Annotated in this window: 15 protein-coding genes; all 15 read left to right on the plus strand. The window is 50.4% G+C overall.

Annotated elements, in window-relative coordinates; translation table 11 throughout:
• The first annotated feature begins 27 nt into the window (after nucleotides 1–27).
• From ACOCLD_RS09445 to ACOCLD_RS09515, 15 genes are read left to right on the plus strand one after another with little or no spacing between them, the layout of a single operon-like run.
• Complete coding sequence (locus ACOCLD_RS09445; protein ID WP_422911694.1) at nucleotides 28–1407, plus strand: lipopolysaccharide biosynthesis protein; 1380 nt, start codon at nucleotides 28–30, stop codon at nucleotides 1405–1407.
• Nucleotides 1408–1415: 8 nt separating this feature from the next.
• Entirely contained in the window at nucleotides 1416–2810 is a 1395-nt protein-coding gene (locus tag ACOCLD_RS09450) for a hypothetical protein (RefSeq protein WP_422911695.1), read from the plus strand.
• 1 nt (nucleotide 2811) lies between these two features.
• A complete protein-coding gene (locus ACOCLD_RS09455) occupies nucleotides 2812–3426 on the plus strand; it encodes a CatB-related O-acetyltransferase (protein WP_422911696.1) in 615 nt (204 codons plus the stop codon).
• The gene (locus ACOCLD_RS09460) at nucleotides 3423–4568 is read left to right on the plus strand and encodes a glycosyltransferase family 4 protein (RefSeq protein ID WP_422911697.1); all 1146 of its coding nucleotides are present in this window, start codon (nucleotides 3423–3425) and stop codon (nucleotides 4566–4568) included. Before ACOCLD_RS09455 ends, ACOCLD_RS09460 begins: the two co-directional genes overlap by 4 nt.
• Nucleotides 4569–4607: 39 nt before the next feature.
• Complete coding sequence (locus ACOCLD_RS09465; RefSeq protein ID WP_422911698.1) at nucleotides 4608–5759, plus strand: N-acetyl sugar amidotransferase; 1152 nt, start codon at nucleotides 4608–4610, stop codon at nucleotides 5757–5759.
• Nucleotides 5756–6370, plus strand: coding sequence for an imidazole glycerol phosphate synthase subunit HisH (gene hisH, locus ACOCLD_RS09470; protein ID WP_422911699.1), 615 nt, complete (start codon nucleotides 5756–5758; stop codon nucleotides 6368–6370). The genes ACOCLD_RS09465 and hisH overlap by 4 nt, the downstream gene beginning before the upstream one ends.
• 1 nt (nucleotide 6371) lies before the next feature.
• On the plus strand, nucleotides 6372–7169 hold the full coding sequence (locus ACOCLD_RS09475) for an AglZ/HisF2 family acetamidino modification protein (protein ID WP_422911700.1): 798 nt from the start codon (nucleotides 6372–6374) through the stop codon (nucleotides 7167–7169).
• Between the two features lie 10 nt (nucleotides 7170–7179).
• Complete coding sequence (locus ACOCLD_RS09480) at nucleotides 7180–8214, plus strand: polysaccharide biosynthesis protein (RefSeq protein ID WP_422911701.1); 1035 nt, start codon at nucleotides 7180–7182, stop codon at nucleotides 8212–8214.
• Nucleotides 8215–8217: 3 nt separating this feature from the next.
• Nucleotides 8218–9336 carry a UDP-2-acetamido-2,6-beta-L-arabino-hexul-4-ose reductase gene (wbjC, locus tag ACOCLD_RS09485; RefSeq protein ID WP_422911702.1) on the plus strand — a complete coding sequence of 373 codons (1119 nt, stop codon included), beginning with the start codon at nucleotides 8218–8220 and terminating at the stop codon, nucleotides 9334–9336.
• A 23-nt stretch (nucleotides 9337–9359) separates the two neighbouring features.
• A complete protein-coding gene (gene wecB / locus ACOCLD_RS09490) occupies nucleotides 9360–10490 on the plus strand; it encodes a non-hydrolyzing UDP-N-acetylglucosamine 2-epimerase (RefSeq protein ID WP_422911703.1) in 1131 nt (376 codons plus the stop codon).
• A 5-nt stretch (nucleotides 10491–10495) separates the two neighbouring features.
• A complete protein-coding gene (locus ACOCLD_RS09495; protein WP_422911704.1) occupies nucleotides 10496–11728 on the plus strand; it encodes a glycosyltransferase family 4 protein in 1233 nt (410 codons plus the stop codon).
• Nucleotides 11728–12324: a sugar transferase gene (locus ACOCLD_RS09500; protein ID WP_422911705.1), complete on the plus strand. Its 597-nt coding sequence runs from the start codon at nucleotides 11728–11730 to the stop codon at nucleotides 12322–12324. The genes ACOCLD_RS09495 and ACOCLD_RS09500 overlap by 1 nt, the downstream gene beginning before the upstream one ends.
• Nucleotides 12321–12941, plus strand: coding sequence for an acetyltransferase (locus tag ACOCLD_RS09505; RefSeq protein ID WP_422911706.1), 621 nt, complete (start codon nucleotides 12321–12323; stop codon nucleotides 12939–12941). The genes ACOCLD_RS09500 and ACOCLD_RS09505 overlap by 4 nt, the downstream gene beginning before the upstream one ends.
• An 11-nt stretch (nucleotides 12942–12952) precedes the next feature.
• Nucleotides 12953–14125, plus strand: a complete 1173-nt coding sequence (locus ACOCLD_RS09510; RefSeq protein WP_422911707.1) for a DegT/DnrJ/EryC1/StrS family aminotransferase — start codon at nucleotides 12953–12955, stop codon at nucleotides 14123–14125.
• A gap of 34 nt (nucleotides 14126–14159) precedes the next feature.
• A complete protein-coding gene (locus ACOCLD_RS09515) occupies nucleotides 14160–16166 on the plus strand; it encodes a polysaccharide biosynthesis protein (protein ID WP_422911708.1) in 2007 nt (668 codons plus the stop codon).
• The last annotated feature ends 28 nt before the right edge of the window (nucleotides 16167–16194 follow it).

The following is a 16194-nucleotide window of genomic DNA, read 5'->3' on the forward strand; positions in this document are numbered from 1 at the left end:
GTGGGCAATAGGGTGGATGGCCTTGTAATGGCGATAAGCTGGTTCCAACGAATGATTGGACAGGGCGGCTTTGTGCGCTCGGTGTTGGTGCTTGTGAGTGGCGCAGCCTTTGCTCATGTCATTACCGCATTGGCATTGCCCATCCTTACCCGCCTTTACACCCCGGCCGACTTCAGCCTCCTCGCTGTATTTTCGAGTTTATTATCCATATTCGCAGTTGTAGCCTGCTTACGCTTCGACATCGCCATCCCGATGCCCGGGCGCGATGCCCAGGCGTTCAATCTACTGGCACTTGCCATGGGGTGTGCCGTATTAGTTTCGCTGGTTGCCGGTGTCTTGTTGCTGCTTGAGCCCTCGTGGTTGCCAGAAATCATCGGACGACTGGATTTGCAGCCATATCTCTGGCTATTACCGGTTGGTATCTTTTTGGCAGGCGCATATAGCGCGTTACAAAACTGGTTCGTGCGCGAAAAGGCGTTTTCATTAATTGCCCAGAGTCGGGTTGCGCAGTCAGCTGCGAGCGCAGGTACCCAGGTTGGCATGGCCGGTTTCGGTTTTGGCCCTATTGGCCTGCTGTTTGGTTATTTGCTGAATACGGGCGCGGCATTTCTGATTCTTGGGGTGCGGCTCCTGCGTCACGAGCATTTCAGGCAGAATGCAAAGGAACTGAGCTATTCGACACTTAAGTTGGCATGGCGTGATTACAGTCGTTTTCCGAAGTATTCGACATGGGAGGCTTTGGCTAACAGTGCAGCGATTCAGCTTCCGGTAATTATGGTCGCAGCTTTGGCGGCTGGTCCGGAGGCGGGTTATCTCCTCTTGGCGATGACAGTTATTCAGGCACCCATGTCCCTCTTTGGATCCGCAATCGGACAGGTTTATCTCTCGCGCGCACCTGAAGAGTATCGCGAAGGCCGTTTGGGTGACTTTACCGCTGATATTCTCGGGGGGCTGGTAAAGGCAGGTGTAGGTCCTCTGCTGGCTATAGGGATTCTTTCCCCTCTACTGTTCGAGGCAGTATTCGGCGAAGGCTGGGGGCGTGCAGGCTGGCTAGTGGCGTGGATGACACCATGGTTCGTCATGCAATTTATCGCTACACCTGTATCAATGGTTATACACGTTACTGGGCATCAGAAAGCCGCGTTCGCTCTGCAGCTATTTGGCTTGATCCTACGCGTGTCTTCGGTCTTGCTAGCAGTGCAATTTGCTAATACTCCTCTTAGTGAGGCTTATGCACTTTCGGGTGCATTATTTTACTCTATATATCTTTGGCTTGCGCTCAGGTGCGCGCAATGTAGTTGGGTTGTGATACGCGGAAGAGTAGTAAGCGGCCTTGGTGTGACGGGGGCTTGGATTGGGATTGCGTTGTTGCTTGCAATTGCTTGGGCATTAATTTTCGCAGGATAGATAGGGTCGTGGATGTCATGCAGCCAACGTTGAGTCCCATTCCGCCGCTGGTGATATATTATCGCCATGTATTAATTTCTACAGTGATTCTGTTTATATCTTCTGCTGTCTATTCTGGCGTGCTCAGCTACTGCCTTGCAGTATACGCATCAGTCGAGTGGGCTGAATATGGTTTTTCTTTTGGTGGTATTGATTTCATTGATGTGCTTGCTCTATGTTTTGTATTGGCTTTTTGGGCTGTTTTTTTGCCAAAAAAAATTCAATGCCCTTCGTCACTATTTTTGGTCGTGGTCTATCTTTTTGTTTGTGTACCGGCTGCTGTTGCGACAGTAGGACTACAGGCCCCCGATAGTGGCTTCTACTATCCGCTCCTATTTTCGGTGGCCATAGGGTTTGCAGTGGCATGTCTAGTAGCAAGAAGTTTAACGTGGCCAAGTCTGCCTCGAAAAGAAACCAAGGGTTTACTGTCTTTTATTTTGATTGCTTGGATTGCATGCCTGACTGTTTTGGTTGTTAAGTTTGGCTCTGTTATGAGCTTTTCTGGTTTGGATGAAATATACTTGCAGCGTGAGCGAGGCAAGGCAGGGGGGTTGTTTGAGGGTTACATACAAACTTATTTCGGATATGTGTTTTCACCATTTTTGTTGGCATTTGGTTTGGTAAGAAGGAACGTCTTTCTTGTGGTTGTCGGGTTCGTTGGGTCAGTTGTTATTTATATGATAACGGCAGAGAAAGCTGTCTTTATATATCCTTTCTTTATTCTGTCTTTGTTTTTTTGTATGCGGCTTAATGCGTTTTTTTTCTTGTCGCCCTCACTTATTGCTACGGTATTTTCCCTCTCTCTGTTCTTGGCTACGTTGTTTTACGAAAGCTCAGCGATAGCAGGCTTTGTAGCGTGGTATCTCGGTATTCGTTCACTTCTTGTTCCTGGTGTTTTCCTTGCGCACTATAGTAATTTTTTTGCTGACTATGGATATACGTTTGGGACTCATATAACGGGTGTTAATGTATTTTTAGAAACGCCGCTTAACTATTATCTGCACTCAAGGTGGCCGTCAATCGGTCATTTGGTGGGGGAGGAGTATTTGGGAATTCCTACATTAAATGCTAATGCCAATTTTCTAGCGGCCGATGGTTTGGCGAGTTTTGGTTTGTTTGGAGTGATTTTAGTATTTTTATTCTTTTCATTTTTCCTGGTTGTTCTGGATTGGGTTGCACGAGGGGTGCAGTCAGAGCTTGTGTTGCTTGTAATGTTACCGCTGTCGTTAACTCTGACAAATGGTTCTCTTTTTACTGGAATGCTTTCCTTTGGTGGTTTTTTCTTCTTAATGGTTTTTGCGTTATTCTTCAAGAAGGTTAACTGTAAAAATATTTCAAATGATGTGGTTGGGTTGAGGAAATAAAATGCTATCGCTGGCTTATGTTTATTCCAAGCTGCTCAAGAAAATTCGTGGCAATTCAATTGTTTTAAGTTGCATTCATGATACTTCAAAAATCGAATCAGGAAGCACCGTTGTTAACTCGACTGTATCCAGGTACTCGTTCTGCGGTTATGACTGTTCGATACTAAATTGCGACATCGGTGCCTTTTGCTCTATTGCAAGCCGGGTTTCAATTGGTGGGGTAAGGCATCCGACGGAGTTTGTTTCGACCAGTCCAGTGTTTTTATCTCACAAAGACAGTGTGAAAGCGAAATTTGCAAGCCATAAATATTTACCGGTTGTTCGGACAGCGGTTGGTAATGATGTATGGATCGGTGAAGGGGTGTTTGTAAAAGCCGGTATTACAATTGGTGACGGTGCCGTTATTGGAATGGGGGCTGTTGTTACGAAGGATGTTGCGCCTTATTCAATAGTTGCTGGAAATCCAGCGCGATTGATTCGCTTCCGATTCGATAATGATGTCGTTGAGGCCCTTCTTGAAATGAAATGGTGGAATTTTTCGGATTCCGAACTCTGCCGGTTGGGTGCCTCTTTCAACGATCCGCGCGCGCTGCTGCGTGCAGAAGGTTTTTTATGAAAATCGTTCATCTTTGTGTTTCTTGCTTTTATATTGATGGATATGCCTATCAAGAAAATGAACTGGTTGCTCAAAATGTTTTGGATGGTCATGAGGTAGTAGTAATAGCCTCCACGGAAACTTATGGTGAAGACCGGCGTATTTCGTACTTGGAGCCTGGGGAATATATTGGTAGCGATGGGGCAAAGGTTGTTCGTTTGCCCTATCGAAAATTCCTGCCGCATGCTGTGATGAGAAAATTAAGGATGCATCCTGGGGTATATGAGCTACTTGAAAGGGAGGCCCCAGATGTAATACTTTTTCATGGTCTTTGTGGTTGGGAGTTGCTTGCTGCTGCGAGTTATAAGTTGTCACATCCTGCCGTTAAGCTTTACGTGGACAGTCATGAGGATTTTAATAATAGTGCGCGGACTTTCATATCTAAGTATTTTTTGCACTTAAGCTTCTATCGTCCAATTATCAAGCGCTGTCTCTCTAGCATCGATAAGGTTCTATGTATTTCAGTCGATACAATTAATTTTGTACGCGATTTTTATGGTTTGCCACAAGCAGTGATTGAGTTTTTTCCGCTTGGTGGGAAGGTTTACGCGGATGATGAGTTTTCTGATAGGCGACTGAGAGTAAGAGAGCGCTATGGCATCTGCTCTGATGAGATTGTCTTTATTCAGTCGGGAAAGATTGATCGTACAAAGAAGCTATTAGAATCTTTATCTGAGTTTTCTGCTCTAGAAGGGCCTCATTTGCGTTTCTTTATTGCAGGTCACTTGCAGGGCGACATTGCAGATGCGGTGCAGGATTTTATTCATAAGGATTCCCGTATTCGTTTTTTGGGATGGAAGTCGCCTGACGAACTTCGTGACTTGCTCTGTGCTTCGGATGTTTATGTTCAGCCAGGCACTCAGTCGGCTACCATGCAAATGAGTCTATGTTGTCGATGTGCTGTGATACTTGATGATGTGCCTAGTCATAAGCCGTTTGTAAGTGATAATGGGTGGCTTGTGGGTAGTGGTATTTCACTCAAAGAGGCATTTCAGATCGCAGTGAAAAATAGCAAAGACTTGTCCTTGATGGCTCAAGGCTCGGCTGATATAGCGGCACACCATCTTGATTATAAGTCGCTTGCCGCCAGATTGTATCGTTAGTTTTGTTTTTATAATATTGATTTTGGTAGATATATAATTATGAATAATGATGGCCAGCGTCCCTATCAGATATGCATCAGTTGTATTATGGATACGAGTGATCCGGGGATTTCGTTTGATGCAAATGGAAATTGTGATTACTGTAATAACTTCAGGAGTGAAATTAAACCTAATTGGCATACTGATGCGCAGGGTGCTGCTGAGTTAGCTGTTTGGGCAGAGAAGATTAAGGCTGAAGGAAAAGGTAAAGATTTCGACTGCATCATTGGCTTGAGTGGTGGGCTGGATAGCTCTTATGCCGCTTATGTTGCCAAGGAAAAGATGGGGTTGCGTCCACTACTTTTCCACGTGGATGCGGGGTGGAACACTGATCAGGCGGTCGGGAATATCGAAAAACTGGTCGACGGATTGGGCCTCGATCTTTATACCGATGTGATTAATTGGCAGGAAATGAAGGATCTTCAGTTGGCCTTCCTGCGGTCGCAGATTGCAGATCAGGATTTGCCGCAGGACGGCGCTTTCTTTTCTTCTCTCTATAAGTTTGCCCGCAAGCATCAGATAAAGTATGTAATCACGGGGGCCAACTTCTCTACAGAGTGTTGCCGTGAGCCGGAGGAGTGGGGGGGGTATCCTGGAATTGACAAAACGCTTTTTCAAGATATTCATCGTAAATTTGGCACTCGCGAGTTAAAGACTTTTCCGTTGGTAGATATTTTTATCTACAAAGTGCTTTACCAGAAATTACTGGGTATGACTGTTGTCAAACCGCTCAACTTGGTTCCTTATATCAAGAAGGATGCTGAAGCTGAGCTTGAGCGCCTTTTTGGGTGGCAAAAATTTCAGCACAAACATCATGAGTCTCGGTTCACCCGGTTCTACGAAGACTACTGGATGCCTCGCAAATTCGGTTTCCACAAGCGTCGTGCGCATTTTTCCAGCCTGATCATGACTGGCCAGATGACCCGTGATGAAGCCTTGGCGCGTCTCTCTAAGCCGGAGATGGATGAGCATTTTCTTAAGCAGGAATTTGAGTATGTGGCCAACAAGCTTGGCCTCACCGTTGCGGAGCTTCAGGCGATATTTGAAGGCGAAAATAAAACCTATCGAGACTACAAGAACAAGCGTTGGTTCATCGGTGTTGGGGCAAATATAATGCGCAGGCTTGGCCTTGAGAGAAGGCTGTTCCGATGATCCATATTGTTGACTATGGGTTGGGCAACATTCAGGCCTTTGTGACGATGTACAAGCGCTTGGGTATAGAGACAGTGCGTGCCAAGACAGTGGATGATTTGCGTGATGTGCGCAGGCTTATCCTTCCGGGCGTTGGTGCATTTGATCATGCGATGGAGCTGCTAGATGCATCTGGAATGCGTCAGCCGCTGGAGCAATTGGTGCTAGACGATAAGATCCCTGTTTTAGGTATCTGTGTCGGGATGCAGATTCTGGCTTGCTCGAGCGAAGAGGGCGTTGGCACAGGCCTTGGCTGGATCGATGGCCGTGTCCGCAGTTTTGCTGGCAACGTCGCCTCGGCTGCATTGCCTATGCCCCACATGGGCTGGAATGATGTCGCTCCTGCAAGTGGTTCACCTTTGTTCAAGGGGCTTGAAGGCGATGCGCGCTTCTATTTTCTGCACTCATACTATTTTGAGTGCTCGGATGCCATAAATAGCGCGGCAAGGGCTGACTACGGTTTTCAGTTTGATTGCGCAGTACAGCGCGACAACGTTTATGGCGTGCAGTTTCACCCGGAAAAGAGTCATCACTGGGGGGCCGCGCTTTTGAAGAATTTCGCGGAGTTTTAAGATGCTGCGGCCGAGAATAATCCCTTGCTTGCTGGTTCATCAGGGCGGTCTGGTCAAGACAGTCGAATTTAAGGACCCTAAGTATGTTGGTGATCCAATCAATGCCGTCAAGATCTTCAATGAGAAAGAGGCGGACGAATTGGTTGTGCTGGATATCGACGCAACAGTCAATGGGGCTGAGCCCGACTATCGCATGATTGCCAATCTGGCCGCTGAGTGTCGTATGCCACTCTGTTATGGCGGCGGTGTGCGTAGCCCACAGCAAGCCAAGAAGATCATTGGTCTCGGTGTTGAGAAAGTCGCCATGAGCGCGGCGGCCGTAGAGAATGTGAGCCTTGTTACACGAACCGCCGACGCTGTTGGCCGGCAGAGCGTGGTGGTGGTATTGGATGTACGGAAGAGAACCGGGTTGTTCTCCAAAGGTTATGAAGTCTTCACTCGCAACGGTAAGCAGGTTCATAAGGGTGACCCGATTGAAATTGCTCTGAGAATGCAGGAAGCCGGAGCCGGGGAAATTGTGATCAATTCAATTGATCGGGACGGTCAGATGAAGGGTTATGACCTGGCGTTGGCTGCAAGAATGAGGCAGGAGTTGCGTGTTCCTCTCACACTTTTGGGGGGGGCTGGTTCGCACCAAGATATAGAGGCGCTGGTGGCTGAGTGTGGTGTAGTCGGTGCTTCAGCTGGCGGCCTGTTTGTTTTCAAGGGGCCCTATCGCGCGGTACTGATTAATTATCCCAACCCTGAACAGAAAGATGGGATTTGTCGCGCTGGCTTAGCTACACACTTTTCTAAATAAGCGAAATCTCATGTTCAAGAAAAAGACTCTTTTGATCAGCGGCGGCACCGGCTCCTTCGGTAATGCTGTTCTAAAAAATTTCCTCGACACTGATATCGCTGAAATCCGTATTTTTAGCCGTGATGAGAAAAAACAGGACGACATGCGCAAGCGCTATGCCAGTCCTAAGCTGAAGTTCTATATCGGCGATGTCCGTGATTACCAGAGCATCCTGAATGCCACGCGCGGTGTGGATTACATCTTTCATGCCGCTGCGTTGAAGCAGGTACCGTCCTGCGAATTTCACCCGCTGGAAGCGGTTAAGACCAACGTGCTGGGTACTGAAAACCTGCTGGAAGCTGCTATCCAGAATGGCGTCAAGCGTGTTGTTTGCCTGAGTACTGATAAGGCTGTTTACCCGATTAACGCCATGGGGATTTCCAAGGCGATGATGGAAAAGGTAATGGTTGCCAAGTCCCGTAATCTCGAAGGAACTGGCACGGTGATCTGCGGTACTCGCTACGGTAACGTCATGGCCTCGCGCGGCTCGGTTATTCCGCTGTTTATTGAGCAGATACGTGCAGGTACACCGCTGACCCTCACCGATCCGAACATGACGCGCTTTATGATGACCTTGGCGGATGCCGTGGATCTGGTGTTGTACGCCTTTGAGCATGGCAACAATGGCGATATGTTCGTGCAAAAGGCTCCCGCCGCTACAGTGGAGGTCTTGGCCAAGGCGCTGACTGCATTGGTTGGTAAGCCTGAACATCCGATTCAAGTGATCGGTACCCGTCATGGCGAGAAACTCTACGAGGCATTGCTTAGCCGTGAAGAAATGGCCTGTGCCGAGGATCGAGGTGAATACTTCCGTGTGCCGCCAGACCTAAGAGACCTGAATTACTCCAAGTTCGTGGAACAGGGGGAGGAAAAGATTTCCCGTACCGAGGATTACAACTCGCATAACACTGAACGCTTGGATGTTGAGGGTATGCAGCGCTTGCTGCTTAAGTTGGATTTCATGCGCGCCATTCAGCGTGGCGAATACGCAGCGGCCGAGGAATAAGCGATGAAAGTGCTGATCACGGGTGCTGATGGCTTTGTAGGCAAGAACTTGCTGGCTCACCTTGGTGAGCGCAGCGACATTGATGTGTTGCGTTTCACCCGCGATGATTCAATGGCTGTGCTGCCGGCCCTGGTGGCCCAAGCAGATTTCGTTTTCCACTTAGCAGGGGTTAATCGTCCCGAAGACCCTGATGAATTCAAGCGCGGCAATACAGATCTGACCCATGCGCTCTGCAATGCGATTGTATCCAGTGGTCGCCAGACTCCGTTGTTATATACCTCCTCCATCCAGGCGGAGCTGAACAACCCCTACGGGATCAGTAAACGTGGGGCTGAAGAAGCCATGCAACTGCTGGCTGCCCAGCATGGCTCGCCGGTCTATCTCTTTCGGTTGCCGAATGTATTTGGCAAGTGGGCGCGCCCAAACTACAACTCAGCGGTTGCGACTTTTTGCCACAATATTGCGCGTGATTTACCGGTACAGATCAATGATCCGCAGGCCCGTATCAGTCTTGTGTATATTGACGATGTAATTAAGTGTTTCATTGCCGTGATGGAGGGTCAGCAGGCTGGGCAATCCTTCGTTAATGTCACGCCGGAGTACAGCATTACTGTCGGCGAACTTGCAGAGCAACTAAATACCTTCCGCGACAGTCGTACGTCGATGATCACCGAGCCAGTTGGTACTGGTTTGATGAGGGCATTGTATTCCACTTATCTTAGTTATCTGCCACCCGAGCGCTTCACCTATGAAGTGCCGAAGTATGGCGATCAGCGTGGCGTATTCGTGGAAATGCTCAAGACCAAAGATTCCGGGCAGTTCTCCTATTTTACTGCTCATCCCGGTATCACCCGTGGCGGGCATTACCACCACTCCAAGACTGAAAAATTTCTGGTCATCAAGGGTAAGGCCTGTTTCCGGTTTCGCCAAATTGCATCGGGCGAGTTTTATGAGTTGTTCACCGATGGTGAGCAACCGGAAATCGTCGAGACAGTACCCGGTTGGACCCATGACATCACCAATGTCGGCGATGAGGAAATGATCGTGATGCTGTGGGCTAACGAGATTTTCGACCGTGAGCATCCAGACACCTTCACTCGTCCGGTTGGCACCAAAGCCTAAGTCGCTTTGAACAAGGATTTGCAATGAAAAAGCTGAAAGTTGTCACCGTGGTAGGCACTCGCCCGGAAATTATTCGTTTGTCGCGGGTTATGGCCAAACTGGACGAGCACTGTGAGCATGTGTTGGTGCATACCGGTCAGAATTACGACTATGAACTGAATCAGATTTTCTTTGATGATTTGGGGATTCGTAAACCGGATCACTTTCTTAACGCCGCAGGCGCATCAGGTGCCGAGACTATCGGCAATGTAATCATTGCTGTGGATCGTGTGCTGGCTGAAGTGCAACCCGAGGCTTTGCTGGTGTTGGGCGATACCAATAGCTGCATGGCGGTGATTCCAGCCAAGCGTCGCAAGATCCCGACTTTTCATATGGAAGCTGGTAACCGCTGCTTTGATATGCGCGTGCCTGAAGAAATCAACCGTCGAATCGTCGATCACACCGCTGATATTAATTTGACTTACAGCACCATTGCCCGCGATTACCTGCTGCGTGAGGGGCTACCGCCAGATATGGTGATTAAGACCGGTAGCCCGATGTTCGAAGTGCTCAATCACTACGGTGATGGCATTGAAGCTTCTGACGTACTAGAGCGGCTGGGGCTGGAAGCAGGCAAGTTTTTTGTGGTCAGCGCCCACCGCGAAGAAAACATCGATTCTGACCAGAACTTCCTCAAGCTGGTTGAGGTGCTCAATACTGTGGCTGAGCACTATGGCTACCCGGTGATCATCTCCACCCACCCGCGTACCCAGAAGCGCGTGGACGCTATGGGCGTGCAGTTTCATGCAAACGTGCGTCTACTCAAGCCGTTGGGGTTCAAGGACTACAATAAACTGCAGCTCACCGCCAAGGCGGTGCTGTCGGACAGTGGCACCATCAATGAAGAGTCCTCGATCCTCAACTTCCCGGCATTGAATATCCGTGAGGCCCATGAACGCCCGGAGGGCATGGAGGAAGCGGCGGTGATGATGGTCGGGCTGGAGGTTGAGCGCGTAATGCAGGCGCTACAAATTCTGGAAAGCCAGGTCCGTGGGGAAGAACGCAGCCTGCGCCTGGTGGGCGAATATAGCATGCCTAACGTGGCCGACAAGGTAGTACGCATCGTGCACAGTTATCGTGACTATGTGATGCGTACTGTCTGGAAGAGGTACTGAGTCGCGTGGCTATTCGTGTTCTCTTGCTAACACAGTGGTTCGAACCTGAGCCAACTTTCAAAGGTATGGACTTTGCTCGTGAGTTGATTAGGCAGGGTTTCGAGGTTGAGGTTGTGACCGGGTTTCCCAATTACCCGGGCGGTAAGATCTATCCTGGCTACAGGCTCAAGTGGCTGCAACGCGAGCTGATTGATGGTGTCCGGGTGACGCGCTTACCGCTTTATCCCAGTCATGATCAGGGCGCAGTGGGACGAGTGCTCAATTATGTGAGTTTCGCAGCTAGCTCTCTGTTTTACGGTTTGTTCGCCGCCAAGCGTCCAGATGTTATCTATGCCTACCATCCACCCCTTACCGTGGGCATCACGGCGGTACTGATTCGTCTGTTTCGTCGCGTGCCAGTCGCCTACGATATTCAGGACATGTGGCCAGATACCTTACGTGCCACGGGGATGTTTTCCAACGAGAAAGCTCTGAGCGTTGTATCTCGAGTATGTGATTGGGTCTATCGACGAGCGGATCAATTGGTGGTTTTGTCACCAGGCTTCAAACGGCTGTTGATCGAACGAGGCGTGCCGGCTGACAAAATCGAGGTGATCTACAACTGGTGCGCCGAAGATTCACTGACGGCTTCGCATGGGGTTGTCCCTACTGAGTTTTTTGGCAAGGATAAGTTTCGTATTCTGTTCGCCGGAAATATGGGCAAGGCACAGGCGCTGGATGCAGTGCTAGCTGCTGCCAAGTTACTGCAGCAGCTAGCCCCGGACTTGATCTTTGTCTTCCTCGGCGGTGGTGTAGAAGTGAAGCGTCTGCAACAACTTGCTATAGAACAGTCTCTTTCCAACGTAACTTTCCTCCCCCCCGTGCCAATGACTGAGGTTGGTAATTATCTCAGCGCTGCGGACGCGCTTATGGTGCACCTGAAAAAAGATCCTCTGTTCACCATCACTATTCCATCCAAGACCCAGGCCTACATGGCAGTTGGCAAACCGATCCTGATGGCGGTAGATGGCGACGCTGCTGATCTGATACGAGACAGTTGCTGTGGTCAAATCGCGGAGTCAGAAAATCCTCAGGCAATTGCAGATGCCGCGTTGTCCTTGATGCAAGCTAGCTCAGACGAGCGCAATGCAATGGCATTAAACAGCCGTCGCTTTTATCAGGAAAAGCTTGCCTTGAACGTGGGTGCTGGCCGCTTTGGGCAGATATTCAAAAAATTGGCTAGGGCAAAGAAAGTCTGATGTTTAAACGTCCGTTCGACATAATAGCTTCGGCCTTTGGCCTCATGTTGCTCTCACCTGTTATCGCGGTTGTTGCCTGGAAGGTCAGTCGCAAACTTGGCTCTCCTGTACTGTTTCGTCAGGTACGTCCGGGCCTGAATGGCAAGCCATTCGAAATGATCAAGTTCCGCACCATGCGTGATGCTATTGATGAAGCAGGTAACCCGTTACCTGATTCTGAACGCATGACTCCGTTTGGCAGTTTTCTGCGCTCCAGTAGCCTGGACGAGTTGCCGGAGTTGTGGAACGTGCTCAAAGGCGATATGAGCTTGGTCGGTCCGCGTCCGCTGCTTATGGAGTATCTGCCGCTTTACAGTCCCGAGCAGTATCGACGTCATGAGGTACGCCCAGGAGTGACCGGCTGGGCTCAGATCAATGGTCGTAATGCCCTGAGTTGGGACGAGAAGTTTAAGCTGGATATTTGGTACGTGGACAATCGTTCATTCTTGCTGGATTTGAAAATCATCCTCTTGACCATCAAAAAAGTAATTGTGCGCGACGGTATCAGTGCGGATGGGGAGGCAACCATGGCCAAATTCACTGGCAGAAAGTCGTGATGAAACTGGCCATTCTAGGGGCAAGTGGGCATGGCAAAGTAGTCGCTGATACCGCCGAATGTTGTGGGTGGCAGACTGTTGAGTTTTTTGATGATGCTTGGCCTGGACTTCAGAAAAATGCTGTTTGGTCGGTTGTGGGCGATAGCGCCGCTCTAATGGCCCGGTTAGCCGACTTTGATGGTGTTGTGGTGGCTATCGGTAATAACTGTATTCGCTACGCAAAACTACTTGAGTTGCAGGCGGCGGGGGCTTGCGTGGTTACAGTGGTTCATCCCGGCGCCATCGTCAGTCGCTACGCCGCTATTGGTCAGGGAACGGTGATATTTGCTGGGGCTGTGGTGAACGCCAAGGCATGTATAGGTCAGGGTGCCATTCTCAATACTGGCTGCAGCATCGATCATGACTGTGCGTTGGGCGATGCTGTGCATATTAGCCCCGGTGCACGGCTAGCTGGTGGTGTGTATGTGGGTGACTTGAGTTGGATCGGTATCGGTGCCTGCGTTCGTCAATTGGTCCGCATCGGTGAGCGCGTAATGGTTGGCGCGGGTTCGGCGGTTGTCAGTGATATTCCGAATGATGTAACCGTGGCTGGTGTGCCAGCCAAAAGGATGAGGTAACCAGAGGTTTTATGCTCAACACCCCGTTTTCCCCTTGGCCCTCGTTCTCTGAGGAAGAGGCCAATGCCGTTCGCAATGTAATTCTCTCTAACAAGGTCAACTACTGGACGGGGCATGAGTGCCGTGAGTTCGAGAAAGAATTTGCAGCATGGGCTGGCAGCGAGCACGCCATTGCCTTGGCCAATGGCACCGTTGCTTTGGACCTGGCTCTGCAGGCATTGGGTATAGGCGCTGGTGATGAGGTGGTTGTTACGCCGCGCACCTTCCTCGCTTCGGTGTCGAGCATTGTCAATGCTGGGGCGATACCGGTTTTTGCAGATGTCGATAGCGAGTCGCAGAACATCACCGCCGACACCATCTGCACCGTGCTCACACCGCGAACTCGCGCAATTATTTGCGTGCATCTAGCTGGTTGGCCCTGCGATATGGACCCTATCATGGCGCTGGCCGCCGAACACGATCTGAAAGTGATCGAGGATTGCGCCCAAGCGCATGGCGCGCACTACAAAGGCCGCCCGGTTGGCTCGATTGCTCATATCGGTGCCTGGTCGTTCTGCCAGGACAAGATAATGACTACTGGCGGTGAGGGCGGCATGGTCACCACCAACGATCGCGCTCTGTGGTCACGCATGTGGTCGATCAAGGATCACGGCAAATCTTGGGAAGCAGTTTACGAGCGTCAACATGCGCCGGGCTTTCGTTGGCTTCATGAAAGCTTTGGCACTAATTGGCGGATGATGGAAGTTCAGGCTGTTATTGGCCGTATTCAATTGCAGCGTATGCAAAGTTGGCACGCGCAACGCTTGGCCAATGCTCAACGTATCTGGTCAACCGCACATGTGTTCCCCGGTTTACGTGTGCCTGTGCCGCCTGCTGATATCACACACGCGGCCTACAAGTGTTATGTTTTTGTTGAGCCGGCTGCTTTGAAACCAGGTTGGGATCGTGACCGTATCCTCAATGAAATCAGCGCTAGGGGCGTGCCTTGTTTCTCGGGCTCGTGCTCCGAGGTGTATTTGGAGAAGGCTTTCGATGATACCGGTTGGCGTCCGGTAGATCGCTTGCCTGTTGCCAAAGTGCTGGGCGAAACCAGCATGATGTTCTTGGTTCATCCGACGCTTACAGAAGCAGAAATTAATAAAACTTGCGATGTTCTGTCTCAAGTAATACGTGAGGCTTGTTAATTTCGGTTGTCTTTATAATGGGTGAGAAATCATAGTGTTATTATTTGCTGAGAGGTTGCGCAGTCGTCTGGTTAGTTTGCCACGACGTCAAAAGCGACTGATTCAAGTGGCCATGGATGTGGTCCTCGTCTGGAGTGCGCTTTGGCTGGCTTTTGTTGTGCGCTTGGGCGATAGCCAGTCTATTGAGCCTCTCGGAGGACATGCCTGGTTGTTCGCTCTGGCGCCGTTGATCGCCATTCCGATGTTTATTCGTTTTGGCATGTACCGCGCTGTTATGCGCTATTTTGGCAACGATGCGCTACTGGCTATTGGCAAAGCTGTCACACTTTCGGCGTTATTACTGGCGCTGGCTGTTTATTGGTATCCGGCGGCGCCCAAGCTTATCCCACGTTCAATGGTTTTCAACTACTGGTGGTTGAGTCTGGTATTGGTCGGTGGGTTACGCTTGATGATGCGCCAGTATTTTATGGGGGATTGGTTCTCTGCCGACCAGCCAACTAGGCTACAAGGCCGTGAAAGCGTTTTGCCCAAAGTCGCTATATATGGTGCAGGTGCGGCGGGCAACCAGTTGGTTGCTGCGCTTAGGTTGGGGCGCGCTATGCGCCCGGTAGCCTTTATTGATGATGATTCGGGTATTGCCAATCGCACGATTGCGGGCTTGCGGGTATACACCTCTAAGCATATCCAGCAAATGATTGATGAAACGGGGGCTGATGAGATTCTCTTGGCCATGCCTTCAGCCTCGCGTGGGCGTCGTCGGCAGATTCTTGAAGAACTAGAGCGTTTTCCGCTTCACGTACGTAGCATTCCTGGTTTCATGGACCTGGCCAGTGGGCGGGTCAAGGTTGAAGATGTTCAAGAAGTCGACATTGCCGATCTGCTTGGCCGTGATGCCGTACCGCCACAGCAAGCGTTGTTCGAGCGCTGTATCCGTAATCAGGTGGTGATGGTGACCGGGGCTGGAGGCTCCATTGGTTCTGAGCTTTGCCGGCAGATTTTACTGAATGGTCCTGCAACCCTTTTGCTGTTCGAACACAGCGAATTCAATCTATACAGCATTCACAGTGAGCTGGAGGCGAGGGTAAAGCGTGAGTCGTTACCGTTGCGTCTGGTACCGATTCTGGGCTCGATTCGTAACGCCTCGCGTCTGGCTGATGTGATGTGCACCTGGAAGGTCAATACGGTTTACCACGCAGCGGCTTACAAGCATGTACCGATGGTGGAGCACAATATTGCCGAGGGCGTGCTGAACAACCTGATGGGGACGCTCAATACTGCGCAGGCGGCGGTCAAGGCGGGAGTAACCAATTTTGTGTTGATTTCCACTGACAAGGCGGTGCGGCCGACTAACGTAATGGGCAGCACCAAGCGATTGGCCGAGATGGTGTTGCAGGCGCTCAGCCGTGAGTCTGCGCCGGTGTTGTTCGCTGATGATGAGGCCGTGCATCAGCTCAATAAGACGCGCTTTACCATGGTGCGCTTTGGTAATGTTTTAGGCTCGTCTGGCTCGGTGATTCCGCTATTTCATGAGCAGATCCGTAAGGGGGGGCCGGTCACGGTTACCCACCCGAATATCACGCGTTACTTTATGACCATTCCCGAGGCCGCGCAGTTGGTCATTCAAGCGGGGTCTATGGGCGAGGGCGGTGATGTATTCGTTCTCGATATGGGCGAGCCGGTGAAAATTGCTGTGCTGGCCGAGAAAATGATTCACCTCAGCGGGCTGAGTGTAAAGTCGGATAAAACCCCACACGGCGATATTGCCATTGAGTTCACCGGCCTGCGACCAGGCGAGAAACTCTACGAAGAGCTGCTGATTGGCGATAACGTCAGCCCAACCGAACATCCAATGATCATGCGGGCCAATGAAGAGCATTTGCCTTGGGAGCAATTCAAGGAGCGTCTGGGCGAGTTGCTGGCTGCAGTTGAGTGCGATGACTATGAACGTGTGCGGCAGTTGCTGAGGGAGACCGTCAACGGCTACAAACCCGAGGGTGAGATTGTTGACTGGATCCATGTTAAGCGCGGTGTTGAGCCCTAGTCCGCTCTGTGAGGTGATGAAAATTCCA

The sequence above is a fragment of the Pseudomonas cimarronensis genome, from assembly GCF_049331905.1.
In the GTDB taxonomy this organism is placed as follows: domain Bacteria; phylum Pseudomonadota; class Gammaproteobacteria; order Pseudomonadales; family Pseudomonadaceae; genus Aquipseudomonas.